We start from the raw sequence: 12,644 nt of genomic DNA, 5'->3' as shown, positions 1-12,644 counted from the left end.
GTGTCAGTTCCCGACGCCGTTGCCGACGATCTCACCGAGGCCGTTGCCCGTGCCATCGGCGTTGCCGTTGCCGGCTTCCTCACCGGGGGCGACCTCTTCACCGGCACCGGCTTCCTCGCCCGCTCCGGCTTCCTCGCCCGCGCCCGCCTCGTCACCGGCGGCGCCACCCGCCGCGTCGCCGAGGGTCGCACCGACCGCCTCCAGCGCGGTGGTGACCGGCTGGAAGAACGTCTCGCCGCCGACCGTGCAGTCGCCGCTGCCGCCGGAGGTCAGGCCGATGGCGCTGCCTTCCTGGGTGAACATCGAGCCGCCGCTGTCGCCGGGCTCGGCGCAGACGTCCGTCTGGATGAGCCCGGTGACGGTGCCCTCGGGGTAGTTCACCGTGGCGTCGAGACCGGTGACGGTGCCGTCGGCGAGGCCGGTGGTGCTGCCCATCCGGAACACCGCCTGGCCGACGGCGGCCTCCGCGGCCTGGGTGATCGGGACGGTCTGGTCGCCGAGGTTGACCTCGCTCGGGGCCTCGGTCGCCGGGTCGTCGTACTTGACGAGCGCGAAGTCGCCCTCGCCGGGGAAGACGGCCTGGTCGACGGTGGCGACCGGCGCCCCGGCCTCGGAGTCCGACCACTCTGCGGCCGCGACACCGCAGTGGCCCGCGGTGAGGAAGGCGGGGCTGCCGTCGCCGGCGGTGACGTTGAAGCCGAGCGAGCAGCGTGCGCCGCCGCCGAAGATGGCGTCGCCGCCCGACGCGAACGTCTTGAAGGTGCCCGCGGACTTCTTGACGGACGCCATGTCCGCACCGAGGCTCTGGACGGTCGATTCCAGTCTGTCCCAATTGGCGCCGGTGACCGTGGAGTCGGCGGTGACCTGGATCTTGTTGGTGCGCGGGTCGACGGCCCATGCGGTGCCGGGGATGGTCGCCTCGGCCTTCAGCGTCTGGGCGCCGGACGCCAGTTCGGCCATGCTGTTGTCGACCTGGCGGACCTTCGCGCCGGCCTCCTCGGCCTCCACGATCACCTGGTTGTTGTCGCCGATCACGTTGATGATCAGCTGCTGCTCTGCGGCGTCGTAATAGGAACCGGCGAAGGCGTCGCCGAGCAGCCCTTGGAGCTGCGAGGCGAGATCCGAGGCGTCCGCCGCCTTCAGTGTCTTGGGCGCGGCGGCGTCCGACGCGCCGTCCTGGGACGCGTTCGCGTGGGGCAGCAGGATCGCGGCCGCGCCGAGCGCCACGACGCTGCCCGCCGCTATCGCGGCCTTGCGCTTCGGAATTCGCTTGTGACTCAAACTTCTCGACCTCCTGGGGGACGGGGTCTGCGCTGCCGGGCGGCAACTGTTGGGGCGCCTGGATGGCAGGAGGTACGCAGGAGGCGCGCGGGGCGTTCAATTCCCCTTACGGAGTGCGCCGATTCGGCCACGGCCGGCGTCCGGCGGTCCGGCGCTGGGAACAATCGCCCATATGACGATGACGACCGCCGAAGCCGACAAGATCCTCGCCGACAACTTCGCCCCATGGGTCCTCGAACTGGGCCTGTCGGTGGAGACACTGGACGGCCACCGCGCGATCCTGCGACTGCCCTGGTCACAGCGGCTGGCCCGGGAGGGTGGCGCGCTGTCGGGGCAGGCCCTGATGGCCGCCGCGGACACGGCCACCGTGATCGCCGTGTCCGCGGCACGAGGCGGCTATGGGCCGCTGACCACGGTGCAGCAGTCCACGTCCTTCCAGCGGGCGGTGACCGGTGCGGATGTCTTGATCGAATCGGTGGTGACCAAGCTGGGCCGCCGTATGGCGTTCGCCGACATCTCGATGACCGATGCGAGTTCGGGTGAACTCGCCGCGCACGCGAGCACTGTCTATGCCCTTCTGAGCTGACACGTTCAGTATTCGATCGCTGACGGTCCGTTTCGAATCACGATCGGAATCCCGGCTTCAGCGAATCTGCACATTCAATACGCAACCAAGTCACCGGAAGCGAAGGTTCTGCACAATCCCACGCCCCACGGCACGCCTTTGCGGCCGGAGTGTCGGATTCGCCTGTACGTCCGGAAGGGGGTGGCGCGCGCCAATGCCGTGCCGGATGTGAAGAACTCGCCACCGAGCCGTGCGCACTCCTGCACGGATCGGGGCCTGTGGGACTCAAGTGCCCTGGTGAGGCGGTTGGTTGATTGGAAGCCCACGGTGGCCGCGTGCTTTGATCCGTTGCACCGCGGGGGCCGCGAAGGGAACCCGGAGACGGGTGCCCGGCACCTGCGGTTCGCGGCCTTCGGTCTGTCCCCAGAAGGGGGCCGCTCCCCCCTTGTGAAATATCCATACGAAGGGAAGTTCCATCATGAACTCCACCCCCCAGGTTGAGACCGTCGAGATCTCGGACGCCGAGCTGGACAACGTCTCCGGCGGCCTGTCCGTGAACGCCCTTGGCACCGTCACCGGCATCGTCGATGGCATTGCTCCGGTTTCCGGCCTGGTCGACACCGTCGTCGGCACCGTCGAGGGTGTCACCGGCCTGAACACCGCGCCGGTCACCAGCCTGGTCGCCGGTCTCTGATCGCACCCAGTGCCGTAGAGTCCCGGAGCCGAGCCATGGCTCCGGGTCTTTCGGATGTCATCATCCAGCCGGTTCGTGAGAGCCGGTCCGTTGTCGTTTGCAGGTGAGGGAAAGTTCCGTGCAGTTCCGCCAGCAGGCCCTCGCCAAGCTCCAGTCGCCGGAAGAGCTGGACCTTCCGGTGCGTTTCGCCCGCCCGCAGGGCTGGCTCGTCCTCTCTGTGACGGTGGTCGTCATGGCGGCCGCCTCGGTGTGGGCGGTGACCGGTTCGGTGGCCTCCACGGTCAGCGCGCCCGCCATCCTCACGCACGGCCAGGGCAGCTACATCCTTCAGAGCCCGGTAGCGGGCCAGGTCACCGCGATCCTCGCCGAGGAGGGCAAGCAGCTGCCCGCGAACTCGCCGGTGCTGAAGGTCCGTACGAGCCAGGGCGACACCGTCGTCCGCACGATCGCCGCAGGCCGCCTCACCGCGCTCGCCGCCACCATCGGGCAGATCATCTCCACCGGCGCGAACGTCGCCTCCGTGGAGAAGGCCGCCCGCGCCAAGGACCCGCTGTACGCGACCGTGTACGTGCCCGCCGAGAACGCGGCCTCCATCCCCGCGAACGCGGCCGTCGACCTGACCGTCCAGTCGGTGCCGACCCAGGAGTACGGCGTGCTGCGCGGCCATGTGAAGTCGGTGGACCGCTCGGCGCAGTCGGCCCAGCAGATCGCCGCGTTCCTCGGGGACAGCCAGCTGGGCGAGCAGTTCACCAAGGACGGCAGGCCGGTGGCCGTACTCGTCAGCCTCGACAAACGGTCGAGCACGAAGAGCGGCTACAAATGGTCGTCCGCGGACGGGCCGCCGTTCACCCTCACCTCCATGACCTCGGCCGAAGGCCAGATCCGGCTGACCGATCAGCGTCCCGTCGACTGGATGCTGCCGTGAGCGCCGCGCAGGAGACCCGCAGCCGGCGCCGTGCCGCGCCGCCGAAGCGCCCGGTGCCCAAGGGCCGGGGCAAGACGGTCCGTACACCGACCGTGCTCCAGATGGAGGCCGTCGAGTGCGGCGCCGCATCCCTCGCGATGGTGCTCGGCCACTTCGGACGGCATGTCCCGCTGGAGGAGCTGCGCATCGCGTGCGGCGTGTCCCGGGACGGCTCGCGCGCCAGCAATCTGCTGAAGGCGGCGCGCAGCTACGGCCTGACGGCCAAGGGCATGCAGATGGACACCGCGGCGCTCGCCGGGGTGAAGGCGCCGGCGATCCTGTTCTGGGAGTTCAACCACTACGTCGTCTACGACGGCATGGGGCGCCGCTTCGGCCGCCGCGGGGTCTACATCAACGACCCCGGCAAGGGCCGCCGCTTCGTGCCCATGGAGGACTTCGACTCCAGCTTCACCGGCGTCGTCCTGGTCATGGAGCCGGGCGAGGACTTCGAGAAGGGCGGCCGGAAACCGGGCGTCCTGGGTGCGATGCCCGCCCGGCTGCGCGGCACCGCGGGCACGATGCCCGCCGCGGTGCTGGCGAGCCTGCTGCTGGTCGTGGTCGGCGCGTCGGTGCCCGCGCTGAGCCGCACATACATCGACATGTTCCTGATCGGGGGGCAGACCTCCCTGCTCGGGGTGCTGTTCGCGTCGATGGGGACCTGCGTCCTGCTCACCCTTGTGCTGACCTGGCTCCAGCAGGCGAACCTGCTGCGCGGCCGGATCATCTCCTCCACCCTGTCCAGCGCCCGCTTCCTGCGCCATCTGCTGCGGCTGCCGGTGACGTTCTTCTCCCAGCGCAGCCCGGCCGACCTGGTGCAGCGCCTCCAGTCCAACGACCAGGTCGCGGAGACACTGGCCCGCGACCTCGCTGCGGCGGGCGTGGACGCGGTGGTCGTCGTGCTCTACGCGGTTCTCCTCTACACCTACGATCCGCAGCTCACGTTCGTCGGCATCGGCGTCGCGCTGCTGAACGTGGTGGCGATGCGGGTCGTCATCCGGCTCCGCGCGACCCGGACGGCGAAGCTGCGTGCGGACAGCGCCCGGCTCACCAACACCGCCTACACCGGCCTCCAGCTGATCGAGACGATGAAGGCGACCGGCGGCGAGGACGGCTACTTCCGCAAGTGGGCCGGCCAGCACGCCACCACGCTGGAGGAACAGCAGCGGCTCGGTGTGCCGAGCGCCTGGCTGGGCGTGGTCGCACCGACGCTCGCGACCCTCAACAGCGCGCTGATCCTGTGGATCGGCGGTATGCGGGCGATCGAGGGCGGCATATCCGTCGGCCTGCTGGTCGCCTTCCAGGCCCTCGTGGTCCGCTTCACCGCGCCGATCACCCGCCTCAACGGCGTCGCGGGCCGCATCCAGGACTTCGCCGCGGACGTGGCCCGCCTGAAGGACGTCGAGAACTTCCAGGCCGACCCGCTGTACGCCCGCTCCGGCACCGGCGACTCGACGCGCCGTCTGCACGGTCATGTCGAGCTACAGAACATCACCTTCGGCTACAACCCGCTCGACAAGCCCCTGCTCACCGGCTTCGACCTGACCGTGGGCCCCGGCCAGCAGGTCGCGCTGGTCGGCGGCTCCGGCAGCGGCAAGTCCACGGTGTCCCGGCTGATCTCGGGCCTGTACACGCCGTGGGACGGCGTGATCCGCATCGACGACCAGCGACTCGACGACATCCCGCGCGGCGCGCTCGCCGCCTCCGTCTCCTTCGTCGACCAGGACGTCTTCCTCTTCGAGGGCAGCGTCCGCGACAACGTGGCGCTGTGGGACCCGTCGATCTCCGACGAGGCGGTGGTGGAGGCGCTGCGGGACGCGGCCCTGTACGACGTCATCATGCGCCGGCCGGGCGGGATCCAGAGCCGGGTGGAACAGGACGGCCGGAACTTCTCCGGTGGGCAGCGGCAACGTCTGGAGATCGCCAGGGCACTGGTCCGCAGGCCGAGCATTCTCGTCCTGGACGAGGTGACGAGCGCCCTGGACGCCGAGACCGAGCTGATGGTCATGGACAACCTGCGCAAGCGCGGCTGCGCCTGCGTGGTGATCGCCCACCGGCTCAGCACCGTGCGCGACAGCGACGAGATCGTCGTACTCGAGCACGGCACGATCGTGGAACGCGGGCGGCACGACGCCCTGGTCACAGCGGGCGGCGCCTACGCCGCGCTGGTCAAGGAGCGGTGAGATGACGTCCGTCCACGAGGGCGACCTGGTCCTCGGCGCGCTCGGTTCGCTGGGCACGCCGATCGACTGCGCCGGACTCAACCGCCTCGACCTCGAAGGCCCACAGGTGCTGTGGCTGGTCGCGTCCGGCGCCATGGACCTGTTCGCGGTCGACGCCCGGCAACAGGGCCACTGGCACCACCTCGGCCGCCTGGAGACGGGCTCACTGCTGCTCGGCCCGGTCCCGGGGCCGCAACACACACTCGTCGCCCGCCCGTCACGCGACTGCGTCGTGCACCGCATAGGGCTGCGCGAGCTGTACCAGCCTGCGAACACCCAGACCTGGTCGTACGACGAGTACGGCAACCCCCAGTACGTGCCTCCGACGACGAGCCCGCTGGAGTACGCCCTCGCCCTCGGCGTCGGCCGCAGCCTGTCCATCCTCTTCCAGGCGCCGATGGCCGGTGACTCGGCCGCCGCGCCCACCGACGACGACGTCTTCTGGATGCAGGTGCCGCCGGGCAGCGTGCAGTACGGCTCGCTGTACGGCGCGGAGGCGGCCGCCGACCTGCTGATGGACCCGGGTGTCTGGCAGGGCATGGTCGACCAGCAGTACCGGCTCCTTGCCACCCTGGACCGCTGGATCGAACAGCTGGAACGCAGCCACGAGACCCGGACGGCCGCCGGGATCAAGGCCGGTGAGGCGGTCCGCGCCGAGGCCGACCGGACGCTGCTCGCGTCGATCGGCAAGTCGTCGGCGAAGCGCACGACGGCCGCCGACGCGGACGCCAGCTACGCGGCGTGCAAGCTCGTCGCCCGGGCCGCCGGGATCCCCCTCGTGGAGGCCACCCAGGCCGACACCGGCAACGACCGCCTCGACCCGGTCGAGCAGGTGGCGATCGCCTCCCGCGTCCGTACCAGGGCCGTACGCCTGGACGGCCGCTGGTGGCGGGACAACGTCGGACCGATGGTCGGCCACCGGGCGCTGTCCGGAGCGCCGGTCGCGCTGCTGTGGCGGCGCGGCGGATATGTGGCCGTCCATCCGGCGACCGGCCGGGAGACCCCGATCGAGAAGGCCAACGCGGAGGAGTTCGAGCCGCGCGCGGTGATGTTCTACCGTCCGCTGCCGGAGCGCAGGCTCAGTCCGCTGCGGCTGCTGCGGTTCAGCATGCAGGGCACGGGCGGCGATCTGACGAACCTCATCCTCAGCGGCCTCGTCACGGTGGCCATCGGCGCGCTGGTGCCGATCGCGACCGGCAAGGTGCTCGGTGAGTTCGTGCCGAAGGCCCAGACCGCCCTGATCGTGCAGGTCTGTCTGGCCGTGATGGTCAGCAGCGTGGTGGCCGCTGCCTTCATGCTGTTGCAGAACCTGACGATCCTCCGCCTGGAAGGGCGAATAGAGGCGACCCTCCAACCGGCGGTCTGGGATCGCCTGTTGCGGCTGCCGACCAAGTTCTTCACCGAACGGTCGACGGGCGAGCTGGCCAGCGCCGCGATGGGCATCAGCTCGATTCGCCGTCTCATGGCGGGAGTCGGCCCGGTGGTCGCCCAGTCACTGACGGTCGGCGTGATGAACCTGGCGCTGCTGTTCTGGTACAGCGTCCCGATGGCCCTCGCCGCGATCGGCATGCTCGTGGTCATCGCCGCCGTGTTCCTGGGGCTCGGGCTGTGGCAGGTGCGCTGGCAACGCCGTCTTGTCGTGCTCGGCAACAAGCTGAACAACCAGGCGTTCCAGACGCTGCGCGGCCTGCCGAAGCTGCGCGTGGCGGCGGCCGAGAACTACGCCTACGGCGCCTGGGCGTCCGAGTTCGCCCGCAGCCGCGAGCTCCAGCAGAAGGCGGGCCACATCAAGAACCTCAACGCGGTGCTGAGCGCGGTGTATCTGCCGCTGTGCACCCTGCTGATGTTCATGCTCCTTGCCGGACCGGCACGCGGCGAGATGTCGGCGGCCGCCTTCCTCACCTTCAACACCTCGGTGACGATGCTGCTCACCTCCGTCACCCAGCTGACCGGCGCCTTCGTCTCGGCGGTGGCCGCGCTGCCGCTGTTCGAGGAGATCAGGCCGGTCCTCGACGCGACGCCCGAGGTGCGGACGGCCAGCACCCGGCCGGGGCCGCTGTCCGGCGGGATCGAGACGCGGCGGCTGTCGTTCCGGTACTCGGACGACGGTCCGCTGGTCCTGGACGATGTGTCGTTCCAGGTGCGGCCGGGCGAGTTCGTGGCGATCGTCGGCCCGAGCGGGTGCGGCAAGTCGACACTGCTGCGCCTGCTCATCGGCTTCGACAAACCCGTCTCGGGCAGTGTGCTGTACGACGGCCAGGACCTGGCGGCCCTCGATCAGTCCGCCGTACGCCGGCAGTGCGGGGTGGTGCTCCAGCACGCGCAGCCCTTCACCGGCTCCATCCTGGACGTCATCTGCGGCACCGAGCCCTACACGCCCGAGGAGGCGATGGCCGCGGCGGCGATGGCGGGGCTCGCCGAGGACATCCAGCGGATGCCGATGGGCCTGCACACGATCGTCGCGGGCAACGGTGCGATATCCGGCGGCCAGCGGCAGCGGCTGATGATCGCCCAGGCGCTGATCCGCCGGCCCCGCATCCTCTTCTTCGACGAGGCGACCAGCGCCCTCGACAACGAGACGCAGCGCACGGTCATCGAGAGCACCAATGCCCTCAACGCCACCCGCATCGTCATCGCCCACCGTCTGTCGACGGTGCTGGACGCCGACCGCGTCATCGTGATGGAGGACGGAAAGGTCGCCCAGCAGGGTCCGCCCGCGCAGCTGCTCGCGGACACGGGCGGGCGGCTGCATGAGCTGGTGCGGCGGCAGATGGCCTAGCGCTCCGCTGAGTGGTGCCGCGTTCGGCCGTTCGTCGTCTGCGGCACCGTTGTGGCTGGTCGCGCAGTTCCCCGCGCCCCTTCGGGGCGCGGTCAGTCCACGCCCGGGATGGGCGCGCCGGACGGGACTCCCGCCTCGACCCAGCTTGCGTAGACCGCCTCCCAGGGCGCGTTCACCCCCGCGTGCGGGCCCTCGAAGTGTTCGCCCCGGGCCCTGGCGTCGAGGGCGGAGAGGCAGACGTCCCAGCCTGCGCCGTTGCGGGCGGCCGTGTTCTCGGCGATCAGGATGTTGGTGAGCGTGAAACGGGTGCGCTTGCCGTCCAGGGCCTCCAGGTCGAAGTGCAGTTCGTCGCCGCCCCACTCGAAGGACAGGTGCCTGGGCGCCTCGACCGCGAGCACCTGGCCCGTGGAGTCCGCCATGCCCGGGTCGCCGCTGAACTTGATCGCGCCCCCGGGACGCAGCTCGATCTCGGCACGGGACGGGAACCAGTGGACGAGTTCGTCTGCGTCGGTCACGAACTGCCAGACGCGCTCGACGGGATGGTCGTAGGTACGGGTGAAGCGGACGGCCGGACGGCCGTCGTCCAGGGTCAGATAGGTGCCGGTGCGTTCGACGGACATGGTGGATCAGTCCTTTGGAGAGAGGTCCTCGGTGGAGTCGTCCGACGTCTCGTCCAGGCGGCGGCCCAGGGCGTCCAGGCTGCGGTTCCAGAGCCTGCGGTACGGGGCCAGCCAGGCGTCGAGTTCCTCGATCGGCGCCGGGTCGAGGGCGTAGACGCGACGCTGCGCGTCCTGTCGTACCCGCACCAGTCCGGCATCACGCAGCACCCGCAGATGCTTCGAGGTGCTCGGCTGGCTCAGACCGCATGCCTCCACGATCTCCCCGACGGGCCGCGGCCGCTCCAGAAGCAGGGCGACGATGGCGCGCCGGTGGGGATCGGCGAGTGCGGTCCAGAGGGCGGCGTCGGACATGACTCCAATATGCCTCGGCGGTTATATTCCCGTCAAGGAATACTAGGACCACCCGGGTTCCGGAGGAACTCCATGTGGACGCCGGGGAACTCCGCCCAGGGCGCGCCGATCCGGCGGGCGATCTCGATGGATGGCCGGGCGTGGTACGTACCGCGGTCTTCGGCGCCGGCCGCCGGCACGACCGGGAGCGGCGCCGCCCGCAGCGCGGCCCCGTCGACCTCGAATACGCCGTTGCGCACGTCACACACATCCTCCTCAGCGAAACGTTGCCGTTTCGCTGTAACGGGACTAGCCTCGATGTGTACGAAACAGTTTCGTTTACGCTCTCTTGACCTTCGAGCGACTTCCCTGGAGTGGTTCCCCGATGTCCCAGAAGACCCTGGCCGAAGGCGCCCGCACGGGTGCCGGGGCGCCGACCGAGGCCTCCCCCAAGCGATGGTGGATTCTCGCGATCGTCGCGCTCGCACAGCTGATGGTTGTTCTCGACGCCACGATCGTGAACATCGCCCTGCCGTCGGCCCAGGCCGACCTCGGCTTCTCCGACGGCAACCGGCAGTGGATCGTGACGGCGTACGCGCTGGCGTTCGCCTCCCTGCTGCTGCTCGGCGGACGGATCGCCGACCTGTTCGGCCGCAAGCCCGCCTTCCTCATCGGGGTCGTCGGCTTCGGCGCCGTGTCCGCGCTGGGCGGCGCCGCGACGAGTTTCGAGATGCTGGTCGTCGCCCGTGCGCTCCAGGGTGTCTTCGGCGCCCTCCTCGCGCCCGCCGCGCTCTCCCTCCTCAACACGACCTTCACCGATGCCCGGGAGCGCGCCAAGGCGTTCAGCGTGTACGGCGCGATCGCGGGCGCCGGCGGTGCGGTGGGCCTGCTGCTCGGCGGCATCCTGACCGACGCCTTCGACTGGCGCTGGACTCTCTACGTCAACGTGGTCATCGCCGTCGTCGCCTTCGCCGGCGGCTGGATGCTGCTGAGCAACCACCGCGACGCCGCGAACTCCAAGCTGGACGTGCCGGGCACGATTCTGGTCGCCGGTGGTCTGTTCGGCCTGGTCTTCGGCTTCTCGAACGCCGAGACGCACGACTGGTCCTCGCCGCAGACATGGGGCTTCCTGATCGCCGGTGGTGTGTTGCTGGCGGCCTTCGCATGGTGGCAGACCCGTGCGTCCCACCCGCTGCTGCCCCTGCGCATCCTGCTCGACCGGGACCGTGGGGCGTCGTTCCTGGCCGTGCTGCTCTCCGGCGCCGGCATGTTCGGTGTGTTCCTGTTCCTCACCTACTACCTCCAGCTGAACCTGGGCTTCAGCCCGACGAAGACCGGCGTGGCCTTCCTGCCGATGGTCGGAGCGCTGATGATCGCGGCCCAGCTCGGCACCACGAAGCTGGTGCCACGGCTCGGCCCCAAGGCCGTGATCCCGCTGGGCTTCGCGATCGCCACGGGCGGCATGGCCTGGCTGACCGGTATCGGGGTCGGCTCGGACTACGTGAGCGCGGTACTGCCCCAGCTGATCGTCATCGGCGCGGGACTCGGCCTGGTGATGCCGCCGGCCATGCAGATGGCCACCGGCGGGGTGGCGGCCGAGGACGCGGGCGTCGCCTCCGCCACCGTCAACGCCATGCAGCAGGTGGGCGGTTCGATCGGTACGGCGCTGCTCAACACGCTCGCCGCGAGCGCCGCGACCAGCTACCTCTCCGGCCGGGACGCCACGAACAAGCTGGTGCAGGCACAGGCCACGATCGAGAGCTACACCACCGCCTTCTGGTGGTCGGCGGGCCTCTTCGCGGCGGGCACCGTGATCGCGTTCCTGCTCTACCGCCGCGGGGTTCCGCAGCAGGACGCGGACGCCGCACCGGTCGTCCACATGTGAGCCGTACGGCCTCATGACCCCATGACCGAGGGGCCGCCGCCTACAGGGAGACGGCGGCCCCTCAGTACTGCCGGAGTCTCCGTTTGAAAGTCAACTCCTCCCACCGGGAATTCACCACGTCGAGTGAACTGGTGCTCGCGGGCGCTCACTCCAGGGGTGGCCGAGCGTCCCTATGGGTAGGTCCCGAGATCGAATGCGCCCTCTGGCGAGGTGGAGCGGACATGACGCCGGAATCCGACGGCCGTGCTCACGAACCGGTCGAGGGCCCGGTCGCGGACACCTCCACATCTGCCGGACCCGCTCCGAACACGCATGCCCGCACCCGGAGGCACGGTCCGTTCACCGTGGTCGAGGTGGCCGGTGACATCGACCTGGCGACCGCTGGATTTCTCGCGGAGCATCTCGATGCCGCGACCGCCGGGCCGGAGCCGGACGTGCTGGCCGATCTGCGGCGCGTGGACTTCTTCGACTGCTCCGGCCTGCGCGTGCTGTGCCGGGCCGAGGCTCGCGCATCGGCGCGCGGCGGCCGACTGCGGATCGTCACCGGCGATCCCCGACTGCGCCGACTGCTGCGCGCAGCGGGGCTGCTGGACCGGTTTCCTCCGCTGCCCGGCATCCCGGGGGACGGTGAGTGACATGAAGGGCCGGCGGACGGCCCCACTCCGTCCGCCGGCCTATTGCGAGATCGCAGGAGACCCCGTCGCAGGGCTCGCACTCCCCAGCTACGCGCCACTGCCGTTGCTCACGAGGACCGTGCGATCCCGGTCCCTCAGAACGTGAAGACGCTGGTCCCGTAGGAGTTCTTCACGCACTCGTTGGAGAACGTGCGCTCGTAGGAGACACGCTTGCCCTGCCAGACGCCGTCGACGGTGACGAGCACCGGGTCGTACTGCTTGGTGCACAGCACGCCGGCTCTGGTCGTCAGCGCGTCGAAGTCCCCGCCGGCGCCGCGCAGTTCGGCGCAGGCCCCGTCGGCCACCGGATGGGTGCCGGAGGCCGTTGGGGCGCAGGTCAAGGTGACCGCGCGTTCCGGGGTGACGGTGGCGGCGCTTTCGCCGTGGCCGGTGGTGAGCACCAGAGCCGAGGGGGCGTAGAGCGCGTCGGGGGTGGCGGGGGCGGCGGCCGGGGTCGCGAGCGCGGCCCCGGTGAGGGGTCCGCAGACGGCGGTGACCGTGAGACCCAGGGTTGCTGCCCAGCGCGCGGTGTTCCGCATTGTGTGCATCCTTCCGCTTGAAATTGAGGGTGTGCCTCAGCCGGCTCGATCGGTGCCGGATCGGCGAGCGCGAGTCTGCCGAGTCCACCGCCGG

At 70.2% G+C, this 12,644-nt stretch carries 12 protein-coding genes; 7 read left to right on the top strand and 5 right to left on the bottom strand.

Annotated elements, in window-relative coordinates; all coding sequences use genetic code 11:
* Positions 1 to 3 precede the first annotated feature (3 nt).
* Positions 4 to 1,281, bottom strand: a complete 1,278-nt coding sequence (locus KCH87_RS18515; RefSeq protein ID WP_210587230.1) for a S1 family peptidase — start codon at positions 1,279 to 1,281, stop codon at positions 4 to 6.
* 172 nt (positions 1,282 to 1,453) lie between these two features.
* Between KCH87_RS18515 and KCH87_RS18510 the strand changes: the two genes are divergently transcribed.
* The 5 genes from KCH87_RS18510 (at position 1,454) to KCH87_RS18490 (ending at position 8,502) form a co-directional block, all read left to right on the top strand.
* Positions 1,454 to 1,867, top strand: a complete 414-nt coding sequence (locus tag KCH87_RS18510) for a PaaI family thioesterase (RefSeq protein WP_210587229.1) — start codon at positions 1,454 to 1,456, stop codon at positions 1,865 to 1,867.
* Between the two features lie 457 nt (positions 1,868 to 2,324).
* Positions 2,325 to 2,540 carry a type A2 lantipeptide gene (locus KCH87_RS18505; RefSeq protein ID WP_210587228.1) on the top strand — a complete coding sequence of 72 codons (216 nt, stop codon included), beginning with the start codon at positions 2,325 to 2,327 and terminating at the stop codon, positions 2,538 to 2,540.
* A 118-nt stretch (positions 2,541 to 2,658) separates the two neighbouring features.
* Positions 2,659 to 3,465 (top strand): HlyD family efflux transporter periplasmic adaptor subunit, encoded by an 807-nt coding sequence (locus tag KCH87_RS18500; protein ID WP_210587227.1) that lies wholly within the window; start codon positions 2,659 to 2,661, stop codon positions 3,463 to 3,465.
* Entirely contained in the window at positions 3,462 to 5,684 is a 2,223-nt protein-coding gene (locus KCH87_RS18495) for an NHLP family bacteriocin export ABC transporter peptidase/permease/ATPase subunit (RefSeq protein ID WP_210587226.1), read from the top strand. Before KCH87_RS18500 ends, KCH87_RS18495 begins: the two co-directional genes overlap by 4 nt.
* Before the next feature lies 1 nt (position 5,685).
* Positions 5,686 to 8,502: an NHLP bacteriocin export ABC transporter permease/ATPase subunit gene (locus KCH87_RS18490; RefSeq protein ID WP_210587225.1), complete on the top strand. Its 2,817-nt coding sequence runs from the start codon at positions 5,686 to 5,688 to the stop codon at positions 8,500 to 8,502.
* 92 nt (positions 8,503 to 8,594) lie between these two features.
* Here the strand turns inward: KCH87_RS18490 and KCH87_RS18485 are convergent, their stop codons facing one another.
* The 3 genes from KCH87_RS18485 to KCH87_RS18475 are packed head-to-tail and all read right to left on the bottom strand — an operon-like array spanning position 8,595 to position 9,712.
* Positions 8,595 to 9,122 carry an SRPBCC family protein gene (locus tag KCH87_RS18485; RefSeq protein WP_210587224.1) on the bottom strand — a complete coding sequence of 176 codons (528 nt, stop codon included), beginning with the start codon at positions 9,120 to 9,122 and terminating at the stop codon, positions 8,595 to 8,597.
* A gap of 6 nt (positions 9,123 to 9,128) precedes the next feature.
* On the bottom strand, positions 9,129 to 9,473 hold the full coding sequence (locus tag KCH87_RS18480) for a helix-turn-helix transcriptional regulator (protein WP_210587223.1): 345 nt from the start codon (positions 9,471 to 9,473) through the stop codon (positions 9,129 to 9,131).
* Positions 9,474 to 9,505: 32 nt separating this feature from the next.
* Positions 9,506 to 9,712 carry a hypothetical protein gene (locus tag KCH87_RS18475; protein ID WP_247196385.1) on the bottom strand — a complete coding sequence of 69 codons (207 nt, stop codon included), beginning with the start codon at positions 9,710 to 9,712 and terminating at the stop codon, positions 9,506 to 9,508.
* Positions 9,713 to 9,837: 125 nt separating this feature from the next.
* On the opposite strand from KCH87_RS18475, the gene KCH87_RS18470 reads away from it, so the two are divergent.
* Together KCH87_RS18470 and KCH87_RS18465 are read left to right on the top strand one after the other, a co-directional pair.
* The gene (locus KCH87_RS18470) at positions 9,838 to 11,337 is read left to right on the top strand and encodes an MFS transporter (RefSeq protein WP_210587222.1); all 1,500 of its coding nucleotides are present in this window, start codon (positions 9,838 to 9,840) and stop codon (positions 11,335 to 11,337) included.
* 221 nt (positions 11,338 to 11,558) lie between these two features.
* Positions 11,559 to 11,972 carry an STAS domain-containing protein gene (locus tag KCH87_RS18465; protein WP_210587221.1) on the top strand — a complete coding sequence of 138 codons (414 nt, stop codon included), beginning with the start codon at positions 11,559 to 11,561 and terminating at the stop codon, positions 11,970 to 11,972.
* Positions 11,973 to 12,106: 134 nt separating this feature from the next.
* Here KCH87_RS18465 and KCH87_RS18460 read toward each other — a convergent pair whose 3' ends face one another.
* The gene (locus KCH87_RS18460) at positions 12,107 to 12,550 is read right to left on the bottom strand and encodes a protease inhibitor (RefSeq protein WP_210587220.1); all 444 of its coding nucleotides are present in this window, start codon (positions 12,548 to 12,550) and stop codon (positions 12,107 to 12,109) included.
* Positions 12,551 to 12,644 lie beyond the last annotated feature (94 nt).

Source organism: Streptomyces sp. GESEQ-35 (genome assembly GCF_017948485.1).
Lineage (GTDB): Bacteria > Actinomycetota > Actinomycetes > Streptomycetales > Streptomycetaceae > Streptomyces.
This window is presented reverse-complemented; position numbering and strand designations above follow the sequence as displayed.

Bases quoted from the DNA above. Each gene is read 5' to 3' on its own strand.
- KCH87_RS18490 (WP_210587225.1), top strand. From the start codon at position 5,686: ATGACGTCCGTCCACGAGGGCGACCTGGTCCTCGGCGCGCTCGGTTCG.
- KCH87_RS18480 (WP_210587223.1), bottom strand. From the start codon at position 9,473: ATGTCCGACGCCGCCCTCTGGACCGCACTCGCCGATCCCCACCGGCGC.
- KCH87_RS18470 (WP_210587222.1), top strand. From the start codon at position 9,838: ATGTCCCAGAAGACCCTGGCCGAAGGCGCCCGCACGGGTGCCGGGGCG.
- KCH87_RS18460 (WP_210587220.1), bottom strand. From the start codon at position 12,550: ATGCGGAACACCGCGCGCTGGGCAGCAACCCTGGGTCTCACGGTCACC.
- KCH87_RS18485 (WP_210587224.1), bottom strand. From the start codon at position 9,122: ATGTCCGTCGAACGCACCGGCACCTATCTGACCCTGGACGACGGCCGT.
- KCH87_RS18510 (WP_210587229.1), top strand. From the start codon at position 1,454: ATGACGATGACGACCGCCGAAGCCGACAAGATCCTCGCCGACAACTTC.
- KCH87_RS18505 (WP_210587228.1), top strand. From the start codon at position 2,325: ATGAACTCCACCCCCCAGGTTGAGACCGTCGAGATCTCGGACGCCGAG.
- KCH87_RS18465 (WP_210587221.1), top strand. From the start codon at position 11,559: ATGACGCCGGAATCCGACGGCCGTGCTCACGAACCGGTCGAGGGCCCG.